This is a genomic window from Flavobacterium frigidarium DSM 17623, from assembly GCF_000425505.1.
GTDB classification, from domain to species: domain Bacteria; phylum Bacteroidota; class Bacteroidia; order Flavobacteriales; family Flavobacteriaceae; genus Flavobacterium; species Flavobacterium frigidarium.
Genome location: NZ_KE384394.1, coordinates 47,685 through 73,851, shown reverse-complemented (window position 1 = coordinate 73,851; position 26,167 = coordinate 47,685). Strand labels below are relative to the sequence as shown.

The window sequence follows — 26,167 nt, the reverse complement described above, 5'->3', positions numbered from 1 at the left end:
AGTCAAGATTATGATTGTAATCACAAATCCAATTTCGATACTAAATGAAATCAACACCATTCACGCTCTTTTTGAGTGTGGATTGGAGTTGCTTCATGTGCGGAAACCTGATTTTTCAGAGGAAGACATGAAACTGTTTTTATCGAAAATTGAACTCGAATATCGATCGCAATTGGTTTTACACCAGCAGCATCAATTAGCACAGGATTTTGGTATCAATCGCATTCATTTTACTGAAAACGCAAGAGCAACTTTGGATCTGGAATCAACAAATAGTCGAGATGATTTTGCCAAATCGACTTCAACACATACCATGGCTGATTTTAATAAACTAGACCATTGTTTTGAATACGCATTTTTAAGTCCGATACATCAAAGTATTTCTAAACCCAATTACAAATCTGATTTGGATGCTGAAAAAGCAATTGCCGAACGCACCAATTTTAAAACGAAACTAGTCGCTTTAGGTGGAATTTCAGCCCAAAATATCGAAAAAACATTTCAGTTTGGTTTTGATGATGTCGCATTATTAGGAAGTATTTGGAATACTAATCAACCCATACAAAATTTTAAATTATGTCAAAAAATCGCCCGTTTGTATTGAGTATTGCTGGTTTTGATCCTTCTGGAGGTGCAGGAGTTGTGGCTGATTGTAAAACATTCGAACAGCATAAAGTCTATGGGTTGGCTATCAATACGGCAAACACAATCCAGACAGAAAACAATTTCTATGAAATAGAATGGACTTCATTAGAATTCACAACACGTTCCATAGAAAAGCTTTTTAATACCTATAAAATTAAGGCTGTTAAAATTGGGATTGTTCCTTCGCTATTTTATTTAGGAACCATTGTTACACTTATTAAGCAACTGTCTCCTGCAACTCAAATTGTCTGGGATACCGTTGTGAAATCCTCTACTACATTTGATTTTTTAGAAATTAAAAACTATGAGTCTTTACGACTTATTTTAAGCGAAATAGATTTAATCACGCCCAATTACAATGAGATTATAAAACTATCTAAAGAAGAAACAGATCCTGAATCTATAGCCGAAACACTATCAGAACATTGTGCTGTTTTATTGAAAGGTGGTCATAATCCTGGTGAACCTGGAGTTGATTATTTGTATACCAAAGAGCACTTTTTTAGACTTGAACCGCATCACAGCGAAATATATGAAAAACACGGTTCGGGTTGCGTATTATCATCGGCAATTACGGCTAATCTTAGCAAAGAACAAGACGTTTTGAATGCTTGTAAAAATGCCAAAATTTATATCGAAAATTACCTATTGTCAAACCATACCAAACTAGGATATCATTATGTTTAACAAACTACAATACATCTCGCAAGGAAACACGGTCGAGGAACAAACTAGAAATATCCATCAAGCATTAGACGGCGGTTGCAAATGGATTCAGCTTCGTTTTAAGAATAAGTCAGTTGACGCAACTTTTGCTTTGGCGGAAGCCGCAAAAATTTTATGCGAGGAATACCTAGCGAATTTCATCATCAACGATAATGTCTATCTCGCCCAACAAATTGCGGCAGATGGCGTCCACCTGGGATTAACTGATATGTCAATCAAAGAAGCGCGAAGCATTTTAGGAGACACAAAAATCATTGGAGCTACTGCAAACACTTTTGAAGATATTCAAAACCACATACAAAATGGATGCGATTACATAGGATTAGGTCCGTTTCGATTTACAACTACAAAGGAAAATTTGAGTCCGATTTTAGGTCTCGAAGGCTACCAAACGATTTTGAATGAGATGAAGAAAAATGAACTTACAACTCCAGTATATGCGATTGGCGGAATTGGTTTAGATGACATTCCTGCGTTAATGGAAACCGGTATCCATGGTATTGCGGTTTCGGGTTTAATTACACAATCAGAAGATAAGAAAAAGACAATCAAACAACTTAAAAACGACCTTTATGGAACCATCATTGTTTAAAATAGGTGACAAAATATTAGAATCCCGCTTGTTTTTAGGAACGGGAAAATTTGGTTCGAATGTCCAAATGGAAGAAGCCATTCTAGCCTCAGCGAGTGAGTTGGTCACCGTAGCTTTAAAACGCATTGATCTGGAAACAGAAACAGATGCCATTTTAAAACACTTACAGCATTCACACATTAATCTATTGCCCAATACATCTGGAGCTAGAAACGCTAAAGAAGCTGTTTTTGCTGCTCAACTTGCCAGAGAAGCATTAGAAACCAATTGGCTAAAGTTAGAAATCCACCCCGATCCTAAATACTTGATGCCAGATGCCATCGAGACGTTGAGAGCTACAGAGGAGTTAGCCAAGCTTGGTTTTATTGTATTGCCGTACATTCATGCTGATCCTGTTTTGTGCAAGCGACTAGAAGATGCTGGAACAGCGGCCGTGATGCCTTTGGGCTCGCCTATAGGGAGCAATAAAGGACTTAAGACAATCGATTTTCTCGAAATTATTATCGAACAATCCAAAGTCCCCGTAATTATCGACGCCGGGATTGGTGCACCTTCAGATGCTGCAAAAGCTATGGAATTAGGCGCTGATGCTGTTTTAGTGAACACTGCTATTGCAGTCGCAGGAAATCCGAAATTAATGGCGGAAGCTTTTAAGGAAGCAGTTATTGCTGGAAGAAAAGCATACGAAGCCAGGTTAGGACAACAATATAAGCACGCCGTGGCATCGAGTCCGCTGACGTCGTTTTTATACTAATTATCCTCCCCCAACCCCTCCGAAGGAGGGGAGACTTCGTCAATAAAAATTATATTAACTGCTCGATAACCTTGCACGCTTCGCGTTTAAGATGATCAATTCAAGTATAAATTTCACAAGGTAAGAATGCTAGGTAGGCCAAGCTTAGCGAATCTTGTGATAAAAATAGGAGCGTACTTTGCGTTTAAGCTTATGACAACATTCAAATCTACTTTCGAAAAATACAATTGGGACGAAATCCAATCTAAAATTTATGCCAGTACTTCAAAACAAGTGGAGCAAGCATTAGCCAAATCTAAAAGGGATCTAGATGATTTTTTAGCTTTGATTTCGCCTGCAGCGCAACCTTACTTAGAGGAAATGGCACAACTCACACATGAGCTGACAAAAAAACGTTTTGGAAAAACCATACAAATGTATGCTCCTTTGTATGTGAGTAACGAATGCCAAAACATTTGTACTTACTGTGGTTTTAGTCTCGATAATAAAATCAAGCGAAAAACATTAATGGACTTTGAGATTAAATTAGAAGTCGCTGCACTTAAAGAAGCGGGTTTTGATCATGTTTTATTAGTCGCTGGTGAAGCTAACTATACGGTAAATATCAATTACTTTTTGAACGCCATTGATGTGATCAAAGATCAATTCTCAATTATTTCGGTTGAGGTGCAACCTTTGTCCCAAGAAGAATATGAACGTTTGCATAAAGCTGGTGTGTATTCGGTGTTAGTGTATCAAGAAACTTATCATAAGGATGTGTATAAAAAGTATCACACCAAGGGAAAGAAATCCAACTTTGACTTTAGACTAGATACTCCAGACCGCATTGGGAAAGCGGGGATACACAAAATAGGATTGGGAGTTTTATTAGGTCTTGAGGATTGGCGCACAGATAGTTTTTTTAACGCTTTGCATCTGGATTATTTACAAAGAACCTATTGGCAAACAAAGTACTCCGTTTCGTTTCCTAGGCTGCGTCCGGCTGAAGGAACGGTTCCCCCTAATTTTATCATGGATGACCGCGATTTGACGCAGTTGATTTGTGCTTATCGTTTATGGAATGAAGACTTAGAGATTTCGATTTCGACTCGAGAGAATGAAAACTTTAGAAACAACATTATCCCAATTGGAACCACAAGCATGAGCGCAGGTTCTAAAACGAATCCTGGCGGTTATGTAGTTGATCCGCAATCCTTGGAACAGTTTGAAATAAGTGACGAACGCTCTGCTCTAGAAATTGCCACTTTAATTTCGAATAGCGGTTACGAACCCGTTTGGAAAGATTGGGATAAAACTTTTTCCTCCTAACCCCCGAAGGAGGAATTCCTTGATTGCAAAAGATGATTTCGGTACAGTTTAATTAGCTTATAATGCTGCGCCCAAACTGAAAACTCATTTACTTTCCACTTTTCACTATTAAAAAATTACTTTTTTACTAAGTGCTAATCACTAGTTACTAATAACTAATCACTCAAAATAAATGAGCATTATACAAGATTTTTTACGTTACAACCGCCAAGTCATGTTACCCGAAGTTGGAGATGCTGGGCAAGCCAAGATTAAAAAAGCCAAAGTTCTAGTAATTGGTGCGGGAGGTTTGGGTTGTCCTATTCTCCAGTACCTCGCCACAGCGGGTGTTGGCACTATTGGCATCGTTGATTTTGACACCATCGAAATTCACAATCTGCACCGACAGATTTTATATACTGAAGATCAAGTAGGGTTGTCGAAAGCTGAAACTGCCAAAACGACTTTGCATAAATTAAATCCTTTGATTGAAGTGATTGCGATACCTGAAAAGGTCACCAAGGAAAACGCTGTTACTATTTTAAAGGATTACGATGTTATAGTAGATGGTTCTGATAATTTTGCGACTCGCTATCTAGTCAACGATACTTGTGTGAGTCTCGACAAAACATTAATTTATGGAAGTATTTTAGGTTTTGAAGGGCAAGTTGCGGTTTTTAATCATCGAAAAAGTAAAAATCTTAGAGACTTGTTTCCTGAATCGCCCGATCCAAAGGATGTGCCCAATTGTAGCATGAATGGTGTTCTGGGAACCTTGCCAGGAATGATTGGGACTATGATGGCACATGAAACGCTGAAAGTGATATTAGAATTGCCTTGTTTAAGGAATGAGTTGGTTTTGTTCAGTACGTTGAACTGGCAGTTTACTAAGTTGAAGTTTTAGTTTTTATAAATCTTAAAGTGGAACTTGACAGCTCACAATGGAACGCGGATGACGCGGATTTGCAAAAGCAAAAACGCGGATGAAAACGGATTTGATGCTTTGCAACGTTTACTTTGATTGTGTAATTTTTGCACGCAGATTTAAATGGATTTAGTAACTGTTCTTTTTTGCTTTGTGTAAAAGCGAGCTTCTCAGTATTTATTGTTTTCTTGGTGAAAGGAATGTCTTTTGCCCCAGATGGGAGTGGAAAGCCCGGAGGGAAAAAACTATTTTTTCTAGGAATAAAAGAGCAACCACAGGAAGCTCCTTTTATGACTTTAGAAAAAAAGGTTTTGAGGGAGGACTTGCAGCGCACAGCTGGATTGGGCTCTAATTATTATTTTTAAGAATCGAAATGAAATCTTTACGTGCTATTTCGCGGCAACCTAGACTTTCTAGATGTTCGTTGTAGACTTGGCAGTCTAAGAGTTTGTAATTTTCTTTTTGCAAATGACGCACTAAGCTGATAAAAGCGATTTTACTTGCATTAGAGACTTTAGAAAACATGCTTTCGCCACAAAAAATATGACCTAAATCAATGCCGTATAATCCGCCTACGATTTGGCCATCTTGCCAAACCTCAACAGACTTTGCAATTCCTAATTCATGTAAATTGCAATAGGCTTCGATCATGTCATTAGTAATCCAAGTTCCGTTTTGACCATCGCGTTTAATTTGCTGGCAGTTAGAAATTACTTCCCTAAAATTTTGATTGAAAGTGACTGTAAATGTATCTCGATTAAGTACGTTTCGCATGCTTTTTGTCACTACTAATTCGTCTAGAAATAAAACCATACGGGGATCAGGTGACCACCAAGTGATGGGTTCACCATCTTCAAACCATGGAAAAATACCACTTTTATAAGCTAATACTAATCTTTGAGGTGATAAATCACCACCTAGCGCAATAATACCAGAAGAATGCGTTAATGATACTTCAGGAAAAAATAAATCTTGCGATAAATAATGCATGTTTTTGTTATTCTAATTAAATTATAAAGTCCTATTTTTGATCAAAGTGTTACTCAATTAACTACCGCAATGAAAAAAACATTTTTTTTACTTTTACTCATTTTGATGGCTCCGTTTCTGCAAATGTATGGACAAAATGTGGATTCTTTAAAGGTACAGCATAAACTAGGCTATAAGTCTTTTATCGCTCCAGCAGCACTTTTAATCACGGGTGCTTTTTTATTAAACTCAGAAATTAATGGTGATATTCAAACAAAATCAGGTAGAGTTTTTGGAACGACTTTTAGTTCAGGCGCCGATAATATTTTTCCGTTTGTTCCTATTGCTCAAATCTACATGGGGAAATCTTTAGGGTTTGCTCCCAAGACCAATTATAGAAATCAAACGGTGAATATTCTTGTTGCGAATACTGCTTCTGTAATTGTAACTGAAATTGCAAAACGAATTGCAAAACGTGAGCGTCCTGACTTATCGGATAATTTAAGCTTTCCATCAGGGCATTCGGCTGTGGCATTTACAAATGCTACGCTATTGTATTACGAATATAAAGATTCTAATTTTTGGTATGCCAGCAGTGGTTTTTTATTTGCGGGGGCAACAGCGGCTTTTAGACTTGCTAACAATAAACATTATGCCTCAGATGTGCTTGCTGGTGCGGGTATAGGAATGGCATCAGGAATAATCTTTTCGCATGTGAGTCCGCTTAAATCTTTTAGAGTTTCTAAGAAAACAAATACAACGGCTTTTGTATATCCACAGCTAGGAAATCAGATAGGCTTGGGTGCAATTATAAACCCTAATTTTTAATCATAAAAAAAGCCTTGAAATACACTTTCAAGGCTTTTTTTATGATTTACTTATTTATTAAAACGGTAAATCGTCTGCTTCTTCATCATTGATGTTTGTAGCTGGAGCAAATGTTTGTGCAGATGGCATAGGAGGAGTAGCTCCACCTTGAGGCTGATCAGCAGCTAACTTTTCAATTCTCCATCCTTGAATACTATTAAAGTATTTAGTATCGCCTTGTGGGTTCACCCATTCTCTACCTCTTAAATTGATTGAAACCTTAACTGGCTCACCAATACTATAGTTATTCAATAAATCACATTTATCTTGAGTGAACTCAATCATGATATGCTGTGGATACTGCTCTTCTGTAGTAACAACTAGCTCTCTTTTTTTAAATGATGCACTAACTTGTTGCTCTGGATTAACAACTTTAATTTTCCCTGTAACTTCCATCTTCGTTATTTTAATTGTTATATAAGATTATTTTTTTGCTAAAAGCACTTTCCATGCAGAAACAACATCATCGTCATTCAAGTACTTTTTTGCTTCTAAATGTACTTTTTCTAGATCATCAGCGCTTAAAACGGCCTTAACAGAAAAGTTATTTGATACAAAGATACTAACTTCTTCTGGCGTAGGCAAGGCTTCTACATTACCTAATTTTCCTAAATCGTTACCATCAAAAACAGCACTACTTCTAACTTCCTTAGGGATAGCATCTACGCCAATTCCTAAAGTTGCTAGCGGTTTTGGCACTTCAAATAATCCTTGATTTGATCTCGAATACCAGTTTACCCCTAGCCTTGAAACTAAGTCAATCTTATACTGGTCTATAGCTCCGTTTTCATCTAAAATTTTCTCATCGATATGCATCTTCACTACTTCGCACAAGATAAGATTCCCTGCTCCTCCTTCATTTCCTAATGCGATAATTTGGGTTACTTTGCATTCAAATTGTACTGGAGACTCTTTTACTCTAAAAGGTTTTACCAAGTCAGAAGCCACTTGTGTAAGTCCTGATTTTATAAATTCGTCTACGCCAGTCGCATACTCTGTGCTGGCTAAAGAAGTTTGTTGCACTAAGTCATAATTAACGACATTAATAACGACCTCCTTAGTCGCTTCGCAATTCATTAAAGTATGTTTAATTGAATTGTCTCGCACACGTCTCGCTGGTGAAAAAACCAAAATAGGTGGGTTAGCACTAAAGACATTAAAAAAACTAAAAGGCGATAAATTAGGGTTACCGTCACCATCCATTGTACTTGCAAAAGCGATTGGTCGTGGCCCAATAGAGGACTGTAAATAACCTTGCATTTTTGCGGTTGGGATTGTTTTAGGGTCTATTGTAATCATAATATTTTTGGTTTTTCTTTTTTAATAAATAGCGCGTTACAAAAGTAAGCAAATGAAGTAACTTTAATATTGCACAATCACTTTTATCCTTTAAATCGCAATAATACGCCTAAGCGTGGCTTTGTAAATTTAAGTAAAATAATAAGTGATAAAATTCGTTATATTTATAGCTCAAAGACTAAAATTATGCAGTTTTCTGATAGAAGAAATACAAGTAGGTGGATCATTATCGCTACTTCTTTTTTAATAATTACACTGATTTTATGGAACACCTACACTTTTTTCCAAATATTTAAAAACGAAGAACGTTTAAAGATGAACTTGTGGGCAAAAGCTCAAAAAACTTTAATTAATGCTGAGGCTGATGCCGATGTTGAATTGCCCCTTCAAATTTTTAGCAACAACACTTCTATTCCTATTATATTAACGGAGCACGACAGTATTGTAAGCACTGTGAATATTGCTGACGCCATTATTAAAGATGAATTGAAATCAGCCGACTTACTCCTTAATTTACAACGAGAAAATCCTCCTATAGTTATAGAATACGTCCCCGGAAAATTTCAAAAGCTCTATTATGGAAACTCTGAATTACTGAACAAACTCAAATATTATCCTGTTGCACTTGTACTCATTTTAGTGTTGTTCATTGCTTTGATGTATTATTTTTACCGCAGTACAAAAATTGCTACTCAGAATAAGCTTTGGGCTGGAATGGCCAAGGAAACTGCGCATCAAATAGGTACGCCGCTATCGTCATTGATAGGTTGGGTCGAAATATTAAAAGGCGATGAAGTCGACGAATCTATTATTATCGAAATTGAAAAAGATATTGAAAGATTGCAAACAATAACAGATCGTTTTTCGAAAATAGGTTCCAAGCCAATACTCGAAAATCAAGATATTATTGCAACTACACTTGCTTCTTACATCTATTTACAATCGCGCTTTTCAAAACAAATTGAGTTTACGTTTACCGCTCCCAAAAATCCTATTAATGTTCTTTTAAACTCAAGTTTACACAGTTGGACCATTGAAAACTTAGTTAAGAATGCTATTGATGCGATGAAAGGCAAAGGGAAACTAGGTTTACACATAGAACAAGACAACCATTTTGTAAAAATAAACATTATAGACACTGGTAGCGGCATACAAAAAAGTCAGTTCAAGACCATCTTTGAACCTGGATTTACTACTAAAAAAAGAGGCTGGGGATTGGGATTATCGCTTACTAAGAGAATTGTAGAAGAGTACCATGGCGGAAAAATTAAAGTCCTACAATCAGAAATAGGTAAAGGAACGACTATACAAGTTGCCATAAAAAAAACACAGGAATCATCATAAGCAATGACAATTCCTGTGTTTTATTATAAGTTATTAAATTAAAGATTAGCTTGGATGCTCTGCGCTAAGTCTTTAAATTCTTGTTCCGTTAAGGACACTTTATTATGAAAGCGCATTTCGTCCATTTCGTTTAATGGAATCAAGTGTACATGCGCGTGAGGCACTTCAAGTCCTACAACGGCCATACCCACTCGCTTACAAGGAACCGCTTTTTCTAAAGCAATGGCTATCTTTCGAGAAAAATGCATCAACCCTAGATAATGTGCTTCGTCCATTTCAAAAATCTTATCGATCTCAAATTTCGGAATACACAACGTATGTCCTTTTGCATTTGGGTTGACATCTAGAAAAGCCAAATAATTCTCGTCTTCAGCTATTTTATAACATGGGATTTCTCCCTTTACTATTTTTGTGAATATCGAACTCATATTGTTTTTATTAGATCATTAAATCCAGGTTTTACACCTAGATAGGAACGCTTTAAATTAGTCTCTTGTGATTTCGATAATTTCAAATTTCAAGACACCATTAGGAACCGAAATCTCGGCAACATCACCTACTGATTTCCCCAGTAAACCTTTCCCAATAGGAGAAGTCACAGATATTTTACCAGTTTTTAAATCGGCTTCACTTTCTGCTACTAATCGGTAGCTCATTTCCATTCCGTTTGACTGATTTTTGATCTTTACATTAGAAAGCACCAATACTTTTGAAACATCAAGATTTGATTCGTCAATAAGTCTTGCATTAGAGTGAATTTCTTCAAGTTTAGCAATTCTCATTTCTAGCATTCCTTGTGCTTCTTTTGCTGCATCGTACTCTGCATTCTCAGACAAATCCCCTTTGTCTCTTGCCTCTGCTATATCAGCAGATGCCTTAGGGCGCATCACACTTTTTAAGTGATCAAGTTCCTCCCTTAATTTTTTTAAACCTTCTGCGGTGTAATAAGATATTGCGCTCATATTTTTTAAATGTATTATTTTATAATGTTTATTAAGCATATCATGTACTTGTTTGAAGACCTTTCACCTTCTTATTCATTCTAATCAAACTCACGGTACACGGCTTATATAAATAGAAAAAATCCCATCAGGACGGGATTTGTTATTACAAAGATAGTATAATTTTTTTCTTGTATATAATTATATGTTAATCATATGTAATTCAAAGTTAAATAATTTAAATTTGTTTTTTTGGCGCATTTAACAAACTATTATATAATGAAAAATTTCTTTTATTCTCTTTTTATTTTGACAATCTTAAGCGGTTGTACTACAAATGACTTTAACAACTCTAATCCTAATATACCCAACTATTCTTTCACTGTCGATTTAAACTTATCGCTGCCGTCTTACAGTAATTTGACTTTTGCAGGTAATGCCATTTATTATGCTAATGTAGGCGCAAAAGGAATATATGTTTTTAATACCGGTAGTGGCTACAATGCTTTTGACGCCGCATGCCCTAACCAAGCTTTAAATAGTTGTACGACCATGACACTTAACGGGATCAACGTTGTTTGTCCTTGTGATGAAAGTGAATATAGTTTGTTTACCGGTTTAGGAAAATTAGAGTATCCTTTAAAACAATATCGTACAGAATTAAATGGAAATGTATTGCGAGTTTACAACTAGTATTTATAACTTATAAGATATTGATAGCATCCATGCTCTAGGTAAAACGTAAGTTGTGCGCTCGCTTATCACGTAATCTGAAAAAGAAAAATCATTCTTTGTTTTATTATCGAATACATTATTAACAAACATTTCGAACCCAAAAGGACTGTTCTTTTTCTGGTATCGAATAGACGCATTCATAATATCATAAAAATTACTTTGGTCGCGATCATCAGTATTTTTTAAGTTCTCATAATCTATTTTAAAATTCCAAAACTTAAGAAAATCAATTTGAGCACTTGATGTAAAGGCATCTGTTTCATATTTTGAACTTGTTAAGCCCGAAAATTGGCTAAAGCCTTTGTTGTAACCAACACTAAAATCTGGCCACTTTTTATAAGCCGTTTTAAAAACCAATCCCACATTCTGGCTTGTACGATCATTTACTGTGGTTATTGCATTTAATGTTTGTGAGTAGCTAAACCAGTTGAAACGTGTATTTAACTTTAGACTAAAGCGATAGATCCTTTTAGTAAAATAGCCCGTAATACCATAAGTAGTTTCTGGATTATCAGTTAAAATTGGACTGCTAAATTGATTAATTCCGTCGAGCGTGATTTCATTTCTAAAAGCTTTAACCTTTTTTAAATAGTTAGCCGTAGCATTGTAGGTTACACCCTGATACAAATTATACTTTGAATACCTCAACACTGCCGAATGGTATTTTTCATTTTGCAATAGCGCATTCCCTTTATAAACTAAATTATAGTTTTGCAAGTCAAATTGATTTGCAAGCTGACTCACCTCAGGAAAATCGTTCTTTAATTTGTAGGTGAAATTCAAGGTTTCTGATTTGTTGAACTCATAGTCAATATCCCACTGCGGCTGCAGTAAACTTTTAGTCAAGCTGTTCCCTATTGTACTTTGTGTAGTAGATAATTGATACCAATGCAAGTACAACCCTGGCTTGCTAGTAAATTTTCCAACTCTGAATTTGTACTCGACACCTACATAAGCATCATTTAATTGGTATTTTACATTATTATTAAATCCAGCTGAAGCAAAATCATTGATCGTACCATCAGTTAATAATTGCCTGTTTGCTGTTTCTAAATGCGAAGTAGCAAAATTATTTCCCACATTAGTATAGATGTGATTAAAATTATTCAAAATCCAATAATGTTTGAATAAGGCATCAATACTATTCGTTTTTACCTTTTTAATTTGAGTAACAGTATAGGTGTCGTCCTGTTGAAGCGGAATCAATCCTGCCAAAAAAGTTTGATCCGTAAACCAATTGTTTATGGGTTTATTGTTATCATAGGCTTGATTTACTACCAGTGTAGTGGTGTGATGCTCGTTGTAACTTTTATGCCATTCTATGTATTGTTTTATCGAAGTATTATCAGCCTTAGAGATAGTTTCAAACAAACTTGTGTTAAGATTTGTAGTCGAATTTATGGTATTGATTAAATCATTTGTACTCGATTGATACTGGCCGTTGTAGTACCATTTTTCTTTTTTATTAGGCGTATAATCTAACTTTACATTACCAATACCTAACATGGTACGATTATCCCCATCTTGCAATTTATTTTCGAAAGCGATAGCGCTATTTTGTAAATACTCATTAGTACTTTCTGTCTTAGAAGCCGTAAGCACTTTTGAAAAAATTGAAAATCCAGAAACAGCTAATTTTGGAGAAAAATCGTGGCTAATATTAAAAGCTCCAAACTGCGATTTATTTTGTACAACATCCCTATTGTCACCAGCAAAAGAATACAAGTTAGTCAATGATTTCCTGCCCGACAAAAAAGTGCTCATACCACCACCAAAACGCGTTAAATCATCAAATGTAAATGTTCTTTTTCCAATGTTATTCCCATCGGCTATAACACTTACATTTGTTTTGGGAGCATAATAAAACAATGCTGCATGCACTAGATAAAATCCGTTATCGGCAGTTCCTATTTCTGCACCTGCTTCGACATCTCCAAAAACAAATTTCTTTTTACCCTCTTTTAATTTCACGTTCATAGCCAGATCGTCACTATCAGAAACTTGTTTCATAAAGCCCACCTCGTTAAAGTTATCGATAACTTCGATTTTGTCCAAGGCATCTGCCGGAATATTCTCGACTGCAAGTTTTGAACCACCTCCAAAAAAGGACTTTCCTTCTACAAGCATTTTAGTCACTTTTTTTCCTTGTACGGTAACACCACCGTTTTTATCAACTTCTACGCCTGGTAATTTCTCTAATATTTCTTTCATTTTGCGTTCGTTTCCTTTAGCAAAACTTTTCACGTCAAATATCAAAGTATCTTTTTTTATAATTATAGGCTTGAAATCATGTTTAATTACAATCTCATCGAGTTGTTCTCCTGTAGCCTTTAGTTTAAAATCGTGGGTAGTAACAGCTGCATTAGCTTCAAGGATAAATACCTCCTCAATAAAGCTAATATAAGATACGGTAATTTCATACTTGACCTCTTTTTCTAGTTCTAAGCGATAGCGCCCTTTATTATCAGCAATGGCAAACTTAAGGCTTGCTTTTTCCTGAAAAGGTTTTGCGATTACATTAGCAGATTCTAATGGTTTGTTTGTATCGTCAGAAACCACACCTGTAATAGTGCGGGACTGAGAGTAAGAAAAAGTCGTGAAAAATAAAAAAAGTAAAATCCTGAGCATGTAATTAGCGATTTGAAAGTTAAGTTATTGAAAGAGAAATACATTCAATTTACATCCCCATTTGCTCTCTAAGTTTTTTATCATACTCTTCTTTTGAAACCGTTTTACCTTTTGGAGAATATATTGTACGAGACGCGTTACTTACTTTTATATTAGTAGCAAAATAAGTTGTATTTTTATATTGTAATTCTAAAATCAATCCTGGCAAACCATAAAATTGTACTGGTCCGTAGCCATAAGGCAACATTGGGGCAAACCAAGCTACAACATTAGTATAATTTTTTTGACCAGACCTTCTTGAGATATAAGGCTCCTGATAGGTTGCTTTATAACATAAGTAGTCGCCAATCATTTTTGATTCAGTACTAATAATCCATGCTACTTTTGCATTCTTTTTCTCAATTAAAGCTTTATCGCGACCTTGGCTAATCTCAATATTTCTTAAATTATCATAATAAAAATCAGAGGATGCAGTGAAGGCAGCTCGCACAATTCTATTTTCCGTTTCGCTAAAATTTGGATCAGAATTTAAGCTTTCTATATATTTAAAGCTAGATTGGCTTTTATTAAAAATTAATTCAAACTTCTGATTATTGGCATACTCCTTCATTTTCTCTATTCTTTCCTCATACTTACCAGCATTAGGATAGGATAGCTCATTCATTTTTATGATATATTCAGCTTGACCTGATTGAGCATAAAAATAATTTGTAATAAATAACATTGTAACTAAATATATTGCTTTTTTCATCTTTCTATATAATACTACCAAAATATATTGTTTTGGTAGTATTGATTTTAATTGTTTTTTAATGACAAGCACCAATCAATTCATTAAGTAATGTAAGGTCATCTTCTCCACCATCTAGAACTAGTTTGTAAAAATCAATTGCTTTATCCTAACATGGAGTCGCTTTTTCTTGCACTAACACTATTTTATATTCATCCTTTAAAGTTGTTAATTCTTTCACTTCTACGAAATTTGCCATTATGTCTCCACTAAATCCTACCATTGCTAAGGCTGTAAATAATAAATTTTTCTAATTTGATTTAATTTAAATTTATAAATATTTTCAGGTTAATTAAGTTAAATATTAAAAACAATAAAAAATTTCAAGAACCAACGTTGTTTAACTTATTTCTTACATCACAACATAATGAAAACGAGCAATTGCTAACGCAGTCAATTTTAAAATGCTTTTTCCTGCAAAGGTTTTGCTATAACGTTAGCAGATTCTTATGATTTGTTTATATCGTCAGAAACCACAGCTGTAATAGTGCGGGACTGAGAATAAGAAAAGGTTGTAAAATTAAAAAAGTAAAATCCTGAGCATGTAATTAGCGATTTGAAATTGAAATTATTGAAAGAGGAATACAATCGATTTACATCCCCATTTGTGCTTTCAATTTTTTATCAAACTCTTCTTTTGAAACCATTTTACCTTTTGGGAAATCAATACTAATTTCTACATCATCTAACTCAATTTTGTTAGCTAAATAGGTCGTCCTGTTTTCAGTAAGTTGTACTATAAGTCCAGGCAAACCATAAAAATCTTTAGGCCCATAAGAATAAGGTAAACTTGGCGCAAACCAAGCTACAATATTATTAATTTTAATTTTATTGTCTCTACCTAAGTATTCTAGCTGACGTGTGGCTTTGTAACATAAAATACCACTAATAATTTTATTTTCAGAAGTCATCTCCCAATTAACGTCCTTTACAGCTTCTTTAATTAGAGTACCATTAGTTTCAATGATAGCATATCTATTTACAAAATCATAATAATAATTATCATCAGTGGTAAACATAACTGAAGCTAATTTACTTACTGTCACCTCATATTTATCTTCAGCTGCATTTAATTTTTCTGCTTTAAGAAAAGAAGTTTTCCCCTCTTTGAAAGACAGCACATACATACGATCTGCAGCATTCTTACTCATATCCATGTACAGCTTACCCATTTTTTCGCTTTTGAGCACTCTCTCATCTGCACTTATGTGGATGCTATATACTATTTTCCCATCAGTGCTCTGAGAGAACAAGAAAGAATTTGTAAACAAAAAAAACAACATTATTATATTTTTCATACACATAAAATAAATTAAGAAATTATTGAAAGAGAAATACATTCGATTTACATCCCCATTTGTACTCTAAGTTTTTTATCATACTCTTCTTTTGAAACCGTTTTACCTTTTGGAAAAATTATTTTTATATCGTTCTGCTGTAAATCTATTTTTCTTGCCAGATAGGTACTTTTTGTATCCGTCAATTCTAAAATTAATCCTGGTAAACCGTAGTAATTTTTTGGACCAAATCTATAAGGTAAAATTGGCGCAAACCACGCTTCTATAACATCTACTCTAGCATCACCAAATCTTCCAATATAATTTCTTTTATACAAGGCTTTATAACACAAGTAGTCATTAATAGTTTTTGACTCATTAGTTATTTCCCAATTTTTACGAGAATTTGTATCTTTTATTACTACTCCATCATCAGATTCACTATATTGTATATCGTTTTCTTGATCATAATAAATATCAAAAGTTGTTGTGTTAGCAGCTTTCGCTATTTTAATCATAGCCTTCTCATACTTAGTAACACCACTCATATCTTCTACAATTTTAAAACTAGAACCAACTGTAGAAAATAATAATTCGAATTTTTGCTTATTTGCCAATGTTACCATTTTATCCAACATACTTTGAACTTCAGGATTGTCACTATTCACTATTTCATGCACTCTAATAGCATATTCTACTTTACCGGACTGTGCATTAATACTATTAAATGCAAAAAATAGTAATAAAATAATTGATTTTCCCATAGAGTTAATTTTCATACTTATTTTTTAAAGCCTTCTCTCATACTAAATTTACTTTTTAAGAACTTGCCATTGCAACTTCGTTAAAAGCCAACCAAAATTCCAATTGATTAGCTGCACTTAAAATGTTTGTTGCAAAATCTTTGGATTCGTTCGATTTAAGGCCATCTAGATCCATTTCATAATTGAAATTATACGTAACACTGCCGGATGTTTGCGCCAAGGCTACTGTGGTAAATAATAGTAAAAAAAGTATCTCATAGGTTTATATGGATAAATGATTCTGTTTTCGAAAAGATAAATCAAACTTCATAAATTAAAAATATAGAATTTTTCTGATAAAACAAGTAAAAACAGAAAAATTACCTACAAAAAAAACCTGAAAGCCGAAACTTTCAGGTTGTACTGCAGATTTACTCTATTACTTAAAACTTCAACGTTAATCCTAGTAAAAAATTGATTCTTGCTTGGGGATAATAACCAGCTCCTTCGACTGTAGTTACTGCAGGAGGATTAGAATAATCGTCATCATAGGTGTAAAAATACCCGTTAGAAACGTATTTATAATCAAAGACGTTATTTACTAATCCAGTAATTAAAATGGATTTAAAAACCGACTTTGGTTTAAACTCATAAGAAACATTAATATCATTTACGAAGTAGGATTTCAATTTAGAATTATCTGAATCTATATTCCCCATGTACTGCTCTCCTACAAACTTAGAAAGTAAAGACACTTGAAAATTAGTAACTGGTAAAAATGTAATGATATTCCCAGCAATAAAGTTAGGAGAATAGGCAATATTAGTATTCCCCAAATTAGTCAAAACGCCATCACGGTTAAAAAAGAAATCTTTGTTTTTATTATTGCTAATGGTAACATTAGGCCTGATAATTAGGTTGTCTAAAATTGCTACAGTAGCATCAAGTTCTATTCCTATACGGTAACTATCACCACTGTTTTTACGTATTGGTGCTCCTACGTCGTCTAGCGCTCCAGTTAGTATCAATTGGTCTTTGTAGTACATCAAATAGGCGTTTGCATTAAGCTTTACTTTAGCAGAATTATGACGGAATCCCAATTCGATATCATCTAATTTTTCAGGTTTCGGAGTTCCATTTTCGTAATCTGTTCTATTAGGTTCGCGATTTGCTCTTGCATAAGAAGCATACAGTTGATTCTTAGTGTTTATCTCAAAGCTCAATCCTGCTTTAGGATTAAAAAAATTGAAATTATCGTTTACTATTCCCGTCTCGGCACCATTGGCTTTGTAATGTACATTTCGCAATTGTAAATCTCCAAACAAACTTAGTTTATCGGCAATTTGGTAATTTGCTTTCGCAAAAATGTTACCGTCAGTTTTTGTCGCATCATCATTATAATAACGATCTCCTAACTCACTTTGAGATGCATAACGTGCCCAGATTACGTTTCCGTAATGATTTCCTTCATATTTATTGTAACCACCTCCTATGATGAAGTCAATTTTATCTGCTTTATAGTTAGCCGAAAAGGTCAAACCATAAAAATCATTGTCCAACCACTTTTGACGCACTAAATCAGTCGTATTTATAGTTTCTCCACCAATCACAATAGGAGTTAAAGCATAATCTTCAAAATCAGCATCTTCTTTATAATTCTCGTAATACCCTTTTCCCTTTGTGTAATGAAAAGCTAAATTTGTATCCCAACTATTCGATAACTTTTCATTCCAATGTAATTGGTAATGATCTTGCTGGTAGTTATCTGTTTCATTATCATAAAAACGGGTATTTCCAGCTTCATCCGTATAGATACCCGCCGTATTAAATGTTCGATTATTCTCTAAAACATCTAAATCTTCTAAACCATTCCAGGACTGATAGGTTTTCTCTGTCCCTCCAAAAGCCAAGGCTTTTATCAAAGTTGTTTTACCCACATAAGTCCCTTGCAGGAAATACGATTTTAAATCAGAGGAAGCTCTATCAATATACCCATCACTTTTTAAAGCAGAAACTCTTCCCGCTAATTCAAAATGATCGTTTAACAAACCAGTACTAAACTTCACTGTGTGTTTTCGAGTATTAAAACTTCCAAAAGAGTTGGAAATCTCCCCTGTACTTTCTTTTGCATAACTATCTGTAAGCATGTTTAGGCTTGCGCCAAAAGCACCTGAACCATTAGTAGACGTTCCCACTCCTCGTTGCAATTGTAAACTTTCTAGCGAGGACGCAAAATCCGGCATATTTACCCAGAAAGTCCCGTGACTCTCAGAATCGTTATAAGGGATTCCGTTGATAGTTACATTGACGCGAGTTGCATCACTACCACGGACTCTTATTCCGGTATATCCTACTCCGTTTCCAGCGTCTGAAGTAGTAACAACCGACGGCAAATAGTTCATTAAAATAGGGATATCTTGTCCTAAATTGCGGTATTTGATTTCCTTTTTATCTAAATTACTAAAGCTTACAGGTGTTTTTGTAGTAACACGAACAGCCGAAACTAGAACCTCATCCAATTTATTAACTGCAGTGGTATCCTTGACTTGAGCAAAAGAGTGTAAAGAAATTAAAGAAAAAAGAATTGACGTAGAAATCGCCAATTTTCGTTTTTTTGCAATGTTGCGACTTTGCAAAGTTGCTCCTAAAACAGTAGAATTGTAATCAATAATTGTTTTCATTCGTAAATAATAATCACGAATAAAAGGGGGAATTATTCTTGTTGTTAAATTTGTAATTAATTGTTCCTATGCCGAAAAAGCACAACACTTTATTGACATTTTTTCCCTTGACAACATTACTCGTCCAGGTTCGTTGGGTATAATCTCAGCTTTCATTCTATCACTAGAATTAGGCACCCCTTTGAGACATCGCAAATGTAATTCTAATTGTTTAGAAAACAAACAACAATCACCAAATCTCAAATCAGTACTTTTTCTAATCTAAATCTGGTCTTTTTCGACTAATTTTTAACTTGGAGGTAATTTTTTTTGCAGTGATTCTTTTTCTAATTGCCGATTTTGGAATCCTAGTAGCTTTACGTTCTTTAGGTACAAGCAAACCATTTTTTATTATTTGCAAAAAACGCTTGGTTACAATTTCCTTATTTTTGAGTTGGCTTCTATCTTCATCACAATTTAAAATTAAAATGTTATCATTTGTGAGTCGGGAAGACAAATTAGAAATCAATAACGCTTTCTCTATATCATCTAATGCCTCTGATTTATCAAGTGCAAAAGAAAGCACTACCTTTGACGAAACTTTATTTACATTTTGACCGCCAGCACCACTACTTCTTACAGCTTTGTAATTGAATTCGCTCACTATTTTAGGAATATCCATCTTAATCTACTTGAATTTTAAAATTGCTTATTGTTGATGCGCATTTTTCAATAAGTCATTAACTGTCTTCACAGGATTAAATGTTAACAAAGGCACTTGTACAAAAATTGTTAACCAGTGTCCCATCGCCCCATTCCATAAACCAGGTAATTCATAGCTTTTTATAGCGTGACCGCATATTGTTTTATTCACGATAAAACCACTATTATTATTTACAAAATCTAGTAAATTGAATTTTTCTCCTTTGTGATTTTTCATGCTGCATACTAAGTCAACCGGATTGAAATGAGTTGCTGCATTTAAAATTGCAAGTTGCTTTTTGTCTTCAAGATCTATCTGTGAGGTCTCTACAATTTGCAACGAGACTTGGCTGTTTTCATCTTTAACCCAAAAAGGACCACCTCCAGCTTCACCTTCATTTTTTACCATTCCGCAAATGCGAATAGGTCTGTTTAGAATGTCTCTAACTGTTGCAATCTTGCTTTCCGCTTTGAACGAATTAAAATGCTTCGGGAGTTTAATCCCTAATTTTTCTTGTAAAAAGGACTCCATTTCGGTTAAATCTTGATCCTCATTTTCATCTAAAAGCGACAAATAATTAAAAACACTTTTTTGGATTTCGATCAAAATTCCTGCTAAAGCCTTTTTATACAATGCTGTTTCATTGTTATTATGCAAGATTACATTATCAATGTTTTTTATAAAAACAATATCAGCATCTAGAGTATTCAAGTTCTCTATTAAAGCGCCGTGTCCTCCTGGTCTAAAAACTATAGCCCCAGTTTCATCCTTATATATTTCGTTTTCCAAATTAACAGCAATGGTGTCTGTGCTCTTATTTTGATACGAATAACTTACAGCTACGCTACTATTAGTTTCTTTTTCGACTCTATCTCTAATTTTATTGATCGCTTTATCGAAACTTGCTTGATGCTCCTCAGAGACGGTAAAATGCAAGTTTGATTTCCCGTTTGCGCTCGCGTAATACCCACACTCATAAAGATGTTCTTCAATAGGGGAAGCATTATTTGAGAGGTATTTGTGAAACGGTAATATTCCTTTAGGCTTGTTCCCAAAATTGAAATATTCTGGATCCAAAAGCATTTTAATAAAATAGTAATTTTTGAGATCTCGACTTAAAATATTGAAATTAGGATACACTTTTCTAAGCTCATTTTGCACCTTATTAAAAAAAGCAAATTTCTCCATACCAACAATAAAAACAGGTAATTCCACATCTTTTTTCCTGTTGACATAGGCATTTATAGTTTCCTCTTCCACATCAAATTCTGATAGAAAAACAGATAAAAACTTAAACATTCTGCTTGCAGCACCTGACGCAGGAACAAATTTCATTAACTCAAATTTTGATTTTTCCTGATCAAAGAAAGTAGCTTTTTCCTGGTACTCGCTGTCACTTAATTTTAAAATTCCGCTATTAAAAGTTGCTGGAGCTACTAAATCGGCTTTTGCAATTCCGTTTTTAAAAATATCAAGTTGCCTTCTAACATTTTCAATTGGAATACCATGTTCATAAATTTGGACATAATTAGAAGAGGTTAAGCCCAGCTCTTTTGCAATTGTTAAGTCATCTATAATCTTTATTGCATTTTGCAACCTCAAATCTTTGTTCCCAGATAGTGTAATAAAGGGCTTATTATTATCTATTAAACTTTGTTTAAATACTGAAAACACTGACTCTCTACCCGTAGGTCGGTCACGAAGATCATCCTTTTCCCATGGCACATCAATGTCTGTTAAAAAGAACAAATCGTATTTGTGTTTTTGAGCTGCTTTATTCAATAACGGATCGCAGTAATTATAATACACATCTGAAAAAACCTTAGTCACCATTAAATTTGTATCACAAAACAGGTAATTGTGAGCTGTTTTTAATTTTAGATTTTCAAGACGGGTTTGACCATACGCGATAGGCATCATGTCACTAACATCACAAATCTTCTTAGAATTATTCCATTTATCTTGTAAATAATCGCGCGCAAATTCAGGAACCCATTCTGTTTCATAATGAGCTGCTAATTGAATTGCTAATGTTGTTTTACCTGTACTTTCAGGTCCAAACATCGCTATTTTTATAATTTCTGACTTGTTTTGTTTAAGATTTTCCTCCATTCTAAGTAGCCATATATGGCGATAATTGTGAATACTACATATTGAATACTAGTAAAGGTGTAGCCTTTTGCAAAATAAAGTGGCACAGAAAGTACGTCACCTAATATCCAAAAAATCCAATTTTCTATCTTCCTTTTAGCCATAAGCCACATTCCAACAAAAAATATAGCTGTTAAAAGTGTATCTAAATAAGAATACCAACTAGTGAATTTATTAAAATAAAGATACACAAAAACTACAAATACCAAAGTCAAAGCGAAGATAATAACTGCATGCACTTTATTTTTCCTGGTCATAATCGATATGGGAAACTCTTGAACATCGCCATTTTTACGAGTCCAGTGATACCAACCATAGATGCTCATGATAAAATAATAGACATTGATCATAGAATCTCCTAATAAATGCCATTGCCATAACAGGTAGGCAAAAATAGCTGTGCTAATCAAGCCAGTAGGAAACACTAAAATATTATCCTTTTTAGCAAACCACACACTACACAACCCAAAAAACACAGCAATAAGCTCTAAATAAACCTCATGAACTGGGTAGTCATTGTATTGTGCAAAAAAGTAATCTAACATATTATTTTAAATTTTTATTTATCCTATAAAGCAAGCTATTCTTCAGCTGCAATCTTTAATCTCTTACTGTAAAGTACATTATCACACCAATTTCCATAAAAATCATTCGGAAATTGCATTTAAATTACTTCGCTTTAAGATACTACTTGATTAGTCTTATTCTCCAATTGCAATAGACCGTAAAAGTAACCGCTTTTTTTTATTAGCCCACTAGAATTTTACATAGATTAATTGAAGACTTTTTATCGACATGATATATATCATAAGTTAAGAAGAAGTGTGGTTGTAAATTTGCTATAACAAAATCACAGTATTATGACACTATATAACAAAACATTCGCAAATTTCGATAATGGTTTTTTTGGTTACGCAACTATGGGTATTTTAAGTCAAAGTTGTTTAGGTGGGGCAGCTGCAATGACTGTATTGTCTAACGGAACTTCTATCATACAGATGGCTCAACTTGCATTAATTGTATTGGTAAGTATGCTTGCAAATACTTTCATACTTGCACAAATGAACCATAAAGTAATCTTTAATACATTACTTATAAGTTTTATTACAAGTACGCTTTTAATTATAGCAAACTCGTTATAAAATGCTTGTAGATATAAATAGCAGAGCAGACATTGCCTTATTAGTACATACTTTTTACAGTAAAATTAGAGCCGACGAAGAGGTCAATTTTTACTTTAACGAAATGATTACTGACTGGGATGCGCATTTAGAGAAACTAACTAATTTCTGGGAGAAGAATCTCTTTGGAGGTAAAATGTATACTAGTGATCCTTTACAAGCTCATGTGGATGTGGAAAACCATTTTAGCGGACAAATAGGTCCAAACGAATTTGGAATTTGGCTGAACTATTGGGCACAAACCATAGACGAACTATTTGAAGGTGAAAATGCAGCGCTATTAAAACGTAGCGCTAGAAAGATGGGAACTTTTATTTACATGGCAATGTTCAATACTAGAACAAAGTAAAGTTTGCCGTAAATAGATTTTTAAAAATATTTGTGCTGTCGAAGAGCTATTGTAGCCATTTGAGTAGCAACGCTATTCTCGTTTTACCTTTGACTTGATTTCGTTCTTTTTTTCAAAAGCATACACTAGCGTAAAGTCTTCGATTTCTTGGTACACGACATTATATTTTTGACTAGCGCCTTCAAAATTCACTTGTGCAACGGTATCGTTATTTCCTAGATCAAAAGCGTTCACTACAATATGATCTTTAAAACTCAATCCCTTCTCATTTCTAATCTTATAAATTGCTTCCTTGGCTCCCCAGATAACAGTGAGCTTCTTGATATAATTTGTAGCATTGATTTTATTAAGATAACGAGCTTCTTTGTCTACAAATTTATCTGCAATGCGTATTATTTTTTCTCTTTGTAGTTCGATATCAATCCCCACCACCTCGTCACTAATAATAATTGCTGAGAAATTATGAGAATGGGTGATCGAAATATTTTTTACATCCTTTAAGTGTGGTTTACCATCTTCATCATAATATAAATCAAGATCATTAAAACCTGCTTCTTGCAGCAATTTGCGCACACTTAAAAATCCGCGTTGATGCATCTCTGATTTCATAGATGCTAAACGTACCCGATTTTTCATGTTTAAAACTACTTCACTAAATAATTGATCATAAGTTTCTGTAATTTTCCAAACTAAGATTTGGCTACTAGCATTGTGCTGTATAATTGTATGTAAAGGCATCTGGTTTATTCTTGGTTTTTTAGCCCCGATGGAAACGGCATCCTTTTTATCGAGAACATATTTCAAGTGTATAAAAAGCGTTCTTGATAAAAAGATATAGTGTACAGCGGGATTAGCTCCTGAAAATGAAGCTAAACGGTATTATTAATTATTATTTTACTGATTTTTAAAAGATTACAATACTAAACAATTCATAAATATTACTGAATCCTTTTAAAATAATAACTTAATGCGTAAATTCGCAAAAATTACAATTACAAATATACTATAAATGAGTACTACAACTATGCCTTTTGTGGCTTTCAAAGTAAAAGATATCTCTCTAGCTGCCTGGGGAAGAAAAGAAATTGAATTAGCAGAAGCTGAAATGCCAGGTTTAATGGCACTTCGTTCTGAATATAAAGACGAGCAACCTTTGAAAGGTTCGCGTATTGCTGGATGTTTACACATGACAATCCAAACTGCAGTTTTAATCGAGACTTTAATCGCTCTTGGTGCTGAAGTTACTTGGTCATCTTGTAACATTTTCTCTACTCAAGATCAAGCTGCTGCTGCAATTGCTGCTGCTGGAATTCAAGTTTATGCTTGGAAAGGTTTGAACGAAGAGGATTTTGACTGGTGTATCGAGCAAACATTATTCTTTGGTGAAGATAGAAAACCATTGAACATGATTCTTGATGACGGTGGAGATTTAACCAACATGGTTATTGACCGTTACCCACATTTAGTTGCTGGAATTAAAGGATTATCTGAAGAGACTACAACTGGGGTTCACAGATTATACGAAAGAATGAAAGCAGGAACATTACCAATGCCTGCAATCAATGTAAACGATTCAGTTACTAAATCTAAATTTGACAACAAATACGGTTGTAAAGAATCTGCAGTAGATGCAGTTCGTCGTGCAACGGATATTATGCTTGCTGGTAAAAGAGTGGTTGTATGTGGATATGGTGACGTAGGAAAAGGTACTGCTGCTTCTTTTAGAGGCGCTGGATCTATTGTTACAGTTACAGAAATTGACCCAATTTGTGCTTTACAAGCTGCAATGGACGGTTTTGAAGTTAAAAAATTAAACACTGTTGTTGGAAATGCTGATATTATCATAACAACTACAGGAAATAAAGATATCGTTCTTGGAGAGCACTTCGAGCAAATGAAAGATAAAACAATCGTTTGTAACATTGGACATTTTGATAACGAAATTGCAGTTGCATGGTTGAATAATAATCACGGAGCTTCTAAAGTAGAAATCAAACCTCAGGTAGATAAATACACAATCAACGGTAAAGATATTATCTTACTTGCTGAAGGTCGTTTAGTAAACCTTGGTTGTGCTACAGGTCACCCAAGTTTTGTAATGAGTAACTCATTTACAAACCAAACTTTGGCGCAAATCGAATTATGGAAAAACAGTGCTGACTACAAAAACGAAGTTTACATGCTACCTAAGCATTTAGATGAAAAAGTTGCTATGTTACACCTTGCAAAATTAGGAGTAGAATTAGAGACTTTACGTGACGATCAAGCTGCTTATATTGGTGTTGAAGTTGCAGGTCCGTTCAAACCAGAGTACTACAGATACTAAATAATTATAAATTAGCGATTGCTGATTTTAGATTTATAGAAACCCTTACAGCGATGTGAGGGTTTTTTGTTTTTGGGCGAGTCCCTACGGGTCGGGCTATTCGCTGTATCTTTTACAATAGCCCCAAAAGTTTGGGACCATTATAAAAGGATGCCGCTACTACCCCTCTCGCATGAACAATTCTTCATATCGATAACTACATTACAAAAAACCACAAGTGTATTAAAAAAGTGTCGAGCTAGTAAATCAATCTATAATTAAAAAACAGCAACAAG

27 protein-coding genes are annotated in these 26,167 nt (G+C 34.3%); 13 read left to right on the top strand and 14 right to left on the bottom strand.

The window, feature by feature from the left end; all coding sequences use genetic code 11:
* Positions 1 to 10: 10 nt before the first annotated feature.
* The 7 genes from H603_RS0116125 (at position 11) to H603_RS17585 (ending at position 5,294) form a co-directional block, all read left to right on the top strand.
* Complete coding sequence (locus tag H603_RS0116125) at positions 11 to 604, top strand: thiamine phosphate synthase (protein ID WP_026709594.1); 594 nt, start codon at positions 11 to 13, stop codon at positions 602 to 604.
* A complete protein-coding gene (locus tag H603_RS0116120) occupies positions 577 to 1,332 on the top strand; it encodes a hydroxymethylpyrimidine/phosphomethylpyrimidine kinase (protein WP_026709593.1) in 756 nt (251 codons plus the stop codon). The genes H603_RS0116125 and H603_RS0116120 overlap by 28 nt, the downstream gene beginning before the upstream one ends.
* Complete coding sequence (locus H603_RS0116115; RefSeq protein WP_026709592.1) at positions 1,325 to 1,963, top strand: thiamine phosphate synthase; 639 nt, start codon at positions 1,325 to 1,327, stop codon at positions 1,961 to 1,963. Before H603_RS0116120 ends, H603_RS0116115 begins: the two co-directional genes overlap by 8 nt.
* Positions 1,944 to 2,717 carry a thiazole synthase gene (locus tag H603_RS0116110; protein ID WP_035676263.1) on the top strand — a complete coding sequence of 258 codons (774 nt, stop codon included), beginning with the start codon at positions 1,944 to 1,946 and terminating at the stop codon, positions 2,715 to 2,717. The genes H603_RS0116115 and H603_RS0116110 overlap by 20 nt, the downstream gene beginning before the upstream one ends.
* A 192-nt stretch (positions 2,718 to 2,909) precedes the next feature.
* Positions 2,910 to 4,025 carry a 2-iminoacetate synthase ThiH gene (gene thiH, locus H603_RS0116105; RefSeq protein ID WP_026709590.1) on the top strand — a complete coding sequence of 372 codons (1,116 nt, stop codon included), beginning with the start codon at positions 2,910 to 2,912 and terminating at the stop codon, positions 4,023 to 4,025.
* A 172-nt stretch (positions 4,026 to 4,197) separates the two neighbouring features.
* On the top strand, positions 4,198 to 4,908 hold the full coding sequence (locus tag H603_RS0116100) for a HesA/MoeB/ThiF family protein (protein WP_026709589.1): 711 nt from the start codon (positions 4,198 to 4,200) through the stop codon (positions 4,906 to 4,908).
* A gap of 128 nt (positions 4,909 to 5,036) precedes the next feature.
* Positions 5,037 to 5,294 (top strand): hypothetical protein, encoded by a 258-nt coding sequence (locus H603_RS17585; RefSeq protein WP_026709588.1) that lies wholly within the window; start codon positions 5,037 to 5,039, stop codon positions 5,292 to 5,294.
* Here the strand turns inward: H603_RS17585 and aat are convergent.
* The gene (aat, locus tag H603_RS0116090; protein ID WP_026709587.1) at positions 5,278 to 5,919 is read right to left on the bottom strand and encodes a leucyl/phenylalanyl-tRNA--protein transferase; all 642 of its coding nucleotides are present in this window, start codon (positions 5,917 to 5,919) and stop codon (positions 5,278 to 5,280) included. The two genes, H603_RS17585 and aat, sit on opposite strands and share 17 nt — an antisense overlap.
* 69 nt (positions 5,920 to 5,988) lie before the next feature.
* On the opposite strand from aat, the gene H603_RS0116085 reads away from it, so the two are divergent.
* Positions 5,989 to 6,726, top strand: a complete 738-nt coding sequence (locus H603_RS0116085) for a phosphatase PAP2 family protein (RefSeq protein WP_051219388.1) — start codon at positions 5,989 to 5,991, stop codon at positions 6,724 to 6,726.
* A 57-nt stretch (positions 6,727 to 6,783) separates the two neighbouring features.
* Here the strand turns inward: H603_RS0116085 and H603_RS0116080 are convergent, their stop codons facing one another.
* Both H603_RS0116080 and H603_RS0116075 read right to left on the bottom strand, forming a co-directional pair.
* On the bottom strand, positions 6,784 to 7,161 hold the full coding sequence (locus H603_RS0116080; RefSeq protein ID WP_026709585.1) for a DUF3127 domain-containing protein: 378 nt from the start codon (positions 7,159 to 7,161) through the stop codon (positions 6,784 to 6,786).
* A gap of 27 nt (positions 7,162 to 7,188) precedes the next feature.
* Positions 7,189 to 8,064: a flavin reductase family protein gene (locus H603_RS0116075; protein WP_026709584.1), complete on the bottom strand. Its 876-nt coding sequence runs from the start codon at positions 8,062 to 8,064 to the stop codon at positions 7,189 to 7,191.
* A 186-nt stretch (positions 8,065 to 8,250) separates the two neighbouring features.
* Between H603_RS0116075 and H603_RS0116070 the strand changes: the two genes are divergently transcribed.
* Complete coding sequence (locus H603_RS0116070) at positions 8,251 to 9,408, top strand: sensor histidine kinase (protein WP_026709583.1); 1,158 nt, start codon at positions 8,251 to 8,253, stop codon at positions 9,406 to 9,408.
* A 38-nt stretch (positions 9,409 to 9,446) separates the two neighbouring features.
* Here H603_RS0116070 and H603_RS0116065 read toward each other — a convergent pair whose 3' ends face one another.
* Positions 9,447 to 9,836 carry an HIT family protein gene (locus tag H603_RS0116065; protein WP_026709582.1) on the bottom strand — a complete coding sequence of 130 codons (390 nt, stop codon included), beginning with the start codon at positions 9,834 to 9,836 and terminating at the stop codon, positions 9,447 to 9,449.
* 57 nt (positions 9,837 to 9,893) lie between these two features.
* Positions 9,894 to 10,370 carry a transcription elongation factor GreA gene (greA, locus tag H603_RS0116060; RefSeq protein WP_026709581.1) on the bottom strand — a complete coding sequence of 159 codons (477 nt, stop codon included), beginning with the start codon at positions 10,368 to 10,370 and terminating at the stop codon, positions 9,894 to 9,896.
* A 258-nt stretch (positions 10,371 to 10,628) separates the two neighbouring features.
* Between greA and H603_RS0116055 the strand changes: the two genes are divergently transcribed.
* A complete protein-coding gene (locus H603_RS0116055; RefSeq protein WP_026709580.1) occupies positions 10,629 to 11,042 on the top strand; it encodes a Rieske (2Fe-2S) protein in 414 nt (137 codons plus the stop codon).
* Positions 11,043 to 11,045: 3 nt separating this feature from the next.
* Here the strand turns inward: H603_RS0116055 and H603_RS0116050 are convergent, their stop codons facing one another.
* From H603_RS0116050 to pnuC, 8 genes are all read right to left on the bottom strand, one after another.
* The gene (locus H603_RS0116050; RefSeq protein WP_026709579.1) at positions 11,046 to 13,712 is read right to left on the bottom strand and encodes a carboxypeptidase regulatory-like domain-containing protein; all 2,667 of its coding nucleotides are present in this window, start codon (positions 13,710 to 13,712) and stop codon (positions 11,046 to 11,048) included.
* Positions 13,713 to 13,761: 49 nt separating this feature from the next.
* Entirely contained in the window at positions 13,762 to 14,463 is a 702-nt protein-coding gene (locus H603_RS17215; protein WP_051219386.1) for a GLPGLI family protein, read from the bottom strand.
* A 632-nt stretch (positions 14,464 to 15,095) separates the two neighbouring features.
* Complete coding sequence (locus H603_RS17210; protein ID WP_169628306.1) at positions 15,096 to 15,800, bottom strand: GLPGLI family protein; 705 nt, start codon at positions 15,798 to 15,800, stop codon at positions 15,096 to 15,098.
* Positions 15,801 to 15,847: 47 nt separating this feature from the next.
* Complete coding sequence (locus tag H603_RS17205; protein WP_084157766.1) at positions 15,848 to 16,558, bottom strand: GLPGLI family protein; 711 nt, start codon at positions 16,556 to 16,558, stop codon at positions 15,848 to 15,850.
* 407 nt (positions 16,559 to 16,965) lie between these two features.
* Positions 16,966 to 19,203 carry a TonB-dependent receptor gene (locus H603_RS0116020; protein ID WP_026709578.1) on the bottom strand — a complete coding sequence of 746 codons (2,238 nt, stop codon included), beginning with the start codon at positions 19,201 to 19,203 and terminating at the stop codon, positions 16,966 to 16,968.
* Between the two features lie 256 nt (positions 19,204 to 19,459).
* Positions 19,460 to 19,864, bottom strand: coding sequence for an alternative ribosome rescue aminoacyl-tRNA hydrolase ArfB (gene arfB, locus H603_RS0116015; protein ID WP_026709577.1), 405 nt, complete (start codon positions 19,862 to 19,864; stop codon positions 19,460 to 19,462).
* 27 nt (positions 19,865 to 19,891) lie between these two features.
* Positions 19,892 to 21,997 carry a DUF4301 family protein gene (locus tag H603_RS0116010; RefSeq protein ID WP_026709576.1) on the bottom strand — a complete coding sequence of 702 codons (2,106 nt, stop codon included), beginning with the start codon at positions 21,995 to 21,997 and terminating at the stop codon, positions 19,892 to 19,894.
* Positions 21,958 to 22,581 (bottom strand): nicotinamide riboside transporter PnuC, encoded by a 624-nt coding sequence (gene pnuC, locus H603_RS0116005; protein WP_026709575.1) that lies wholly within the window; start codon positions 22,579 to 22,581, stop codon positions 21,958 to 21,960. Before pnuC ends, H603_RS0116010 begins: the two co-directional genes overlap by 40 nt.
* Positions 22,582 to 22,896: 315 nt before the next feature.
* Here pnuC and H603_RS0116000 point away from each other — a divergent pair, with 315 nt between their 5' ends.
* Positions 22,897 to 23,178 (top strand): hypothetical protein, encoded by a 282-nt coding sequence (locus H603_RS0116000; protein WP_026709574.1) that lies wholly within the window; start codon positions 22,897 to 22,899, stop codon positions 23,176 to 23,178.
* 1 nt (position 23,179) lies between these two features.
* Positions 23,180 to 23,566, top strand: coding sequence for a group III truncated hemoglobin (locus H603_RS0115995; RefSeq protein WP_026709573.1), 387 nt, complete (start codon positions 23,180 to 23,182; stop codon positions 23,564 to 23,566).
* Positions 23,567 to 23,638: 72 nt separating this feature from the next.
* Here the strand turns inward: H603_RS0115995 and H603_RS16970 are convergent, their stop codons facing one another.
* Positions 23,639 to 24,304, bottom strand: coding sequence for a 4'-phosphopantetheinyl transferase family protein (locus tag H603_RS16970; protein ID WP_035676282.1), 666 nt, complete (start codon positions 24,302 to 24,304; stop codon positions 23,639 to 23,641).
* Between the two features lie 271 nt (positions 24,305 to 24,575).
* On the opposite strand from H603_RS16970, the gene ahcY reads away from it, so the two are divergent.
* Entirely contained in the window at positions 24,576 to 25,892 is a 1,317-nt protein-coding gene (gene ahcY, locus H603_RS0115985; protein ID WP_026709572.1) for an adenosylhomocysteinase, read from the top strand.
* Positions 25,893 to 26,167 lie beyond the last annotated feature (275 nt).

What these genes read in the sequence shown, in the direction of transcription:
- H603_RS0116125 (WP_026709594.1), top strand. Translation starts at nt 11, where the DNA reads ATGATTGTAATCACAAATCCAATTTCGATACTAAATGAAATCAACACC.
- H603_RS0116120 (WP_026709593.1), top strand. Translation starts at nt 577, where the DNA reads ATGTCAAAAAATCGCCCGTTTGTATTGAGTATTGCTGGTTTTGATCCT.
- H603_RS0116115 (WP_026709592.1), top strand. Translation starts at nt 1,325, where the DNA reads ATGTTTAACAAACTACAATACATCTCGCAAGGAAACACGGTCGAGGAA.
- H603_RS0116110 (WP_035676263.1), top strand. Translation starts at nt 1,944, where the DNA reads ATGGAACCATCATTGTTTAAAATAGGTGACAAAATATTAGAATCCCGC.
- thiH (WP_026709590.1), top strand. Translation starts at nt 2,910, where the DNA reads ATGACAACATTCAAATCTACTTTCGAAAAATACAATTGGGACGAAATC.
- H603_RS0116100 (WP_026709589.1), top strand. Translation starts at nt 4,198, where the DNA reads ATGAGCATTATACAAGATTTTTTACGTTACAACCGCCAAGTCATGTTA.
- aat (WP_026709587.1), bottom strand. Translation starts at nt 5,919, where the DNA reads ATGCATTATTTATCGCAAGATTTATTTTTTCCTGAAGTATCATTAACG.
- H603_RS0116085 (WP_051219388.1), top strand. Translation starts at nt 5,989, where the DNA reads ATGAAAAAAACATTTTTTTTACTTTTACTCATTTTGATGGCTCCGTTT.
- H603_RS0116080 (WP_026709585.1), bottom strand. Translation starts at nt 7,161, where the DNA reads ATGGAAGTTACAGGGAAAATTAAAGTTGTTAATCCAGAGCAACAAGTT.
- H603_RS0116075 (WP_026709584.1), bottom strand. Translation starts at nt 8,064, where the DNA reads ATGATTACAATAGACCCTAAAACAATCCCAACCGCAAAAATGCAAGGT.
- H603_RS0116070 (WP_026709583.1), top strand. Translation starts at nt 8,251, where the DNA reads ATGCAGTTTTCTGATAGAAGAAATACAAGTAGGTGGATCATTATCGCT.
- H603_RS0116065 (WP_026709582.1), bottom strand. Translation starts at nt 9,836, where the DNA reads ATGAGTTCGATATTCACAAAAATAGTAAAGGGAGAAATCCCATGTTAT.
- greA (WP_026709581.1), bottom strand. Translation starts at nt 10,370, where the DNA reads ATGAGCGCAATATCTTATTACACCGCAGAAGGTTTAAAAAAATTAAGG.
- H603_RS0116055 (WP_026709580.1), top strand. Translation starts at nt 10,629, where the DNA reads ATGAAAAATTTCTTTTATTCTCTTTTTATTTTGACAATCTTAAGCGGT.
- H603_RS0116050 (WP_026709579.1), bottom strand. Translation starts at nt 13,712, where the DNA reads ATGCTCAGGATTTTACTTTTTTTATTTTTCACGACTTTTTCTTACTCT.
- H603_RS17215 (WP_051219386.1), bottom strand. Translation starts at nt 14,463, where the DNA reads ATGAAAAAAGCAATATATTTAGTTACAATGTTATTTATTACAAATTAT.
- H603_RS17210 (WP_169628306.1), bottom strand. Translation starts at nt 15,800, where the DNA reads ATGAAAAATATAATAATGTTGTTTTTTTTGTTTACAAATTCTTTCTTG.
- H603_RS17205 (WP_084157766.1), bottom strand. Translation starts at nt 16,558, where the DNA reads ATGAAAATTAACTCTATGGGAAAATCAATTATTTTATTACTATTTTTT.
- H603_RS0116020 (WP_026709578.1), bottom strand. Translation starts at nt 19,203, where the DNA reads ATGAAAACAATTATTGATTACAATTCTACTGTTTTAGGAGCAACTTTG.
- arfB (WP_026709577.1), bottom strand. Translation starts at nt 19,864, where the DNA reads ATGGATATTCCTAAAATAGTGAGCGAATTCAATTACAAAGCTGTAAGA.
- H603_RS0116010 (WP_026709576.1), bottom strand. Translation starts at nt 21,997, where the DNA reads ATGGAGGAAAATCTTAAACAAAACAAGTCAGAAATTATAAAAATAGCG.
- pnuC (WP_026709575.1), bottom strand. Translation starts at nt 22,581, where the DNA reads ATGTTAGATTACTTTTTTGCACAATACAATGACTACCCAGTTCATGAG.
- H603_RS0116000 (WP_026709574.1), top strand. Translation starts at nt 22,897, where the DNA reads ATGACACTATATAACAAAACATTCGCAAATTTCGATAATGGTTTTTTT.
- H603_RS0115995 (WP_026709573.1), top strand. Translation starts at nt 23,180, where the DNA reads ATGCTTGTAGATATAAATAGCAGAGCAGACATTGCCTTATTAGTACAT.
- H603_RS16970 (WP_035676282.1), bottom strand. Translation starts at nt 24,304, where the DNA reads ATGCCTTTACATACAATTATACAGCACAATGCTAGTAGCCAAATCTTA.
- ahcY (WP_026709572.1), top strand. Translation starts at nt 24,576, where the DNA reads ATGAGTACTACAACTATGCCTTTTGTGGCTTTCAAAGTAAAAGATATC.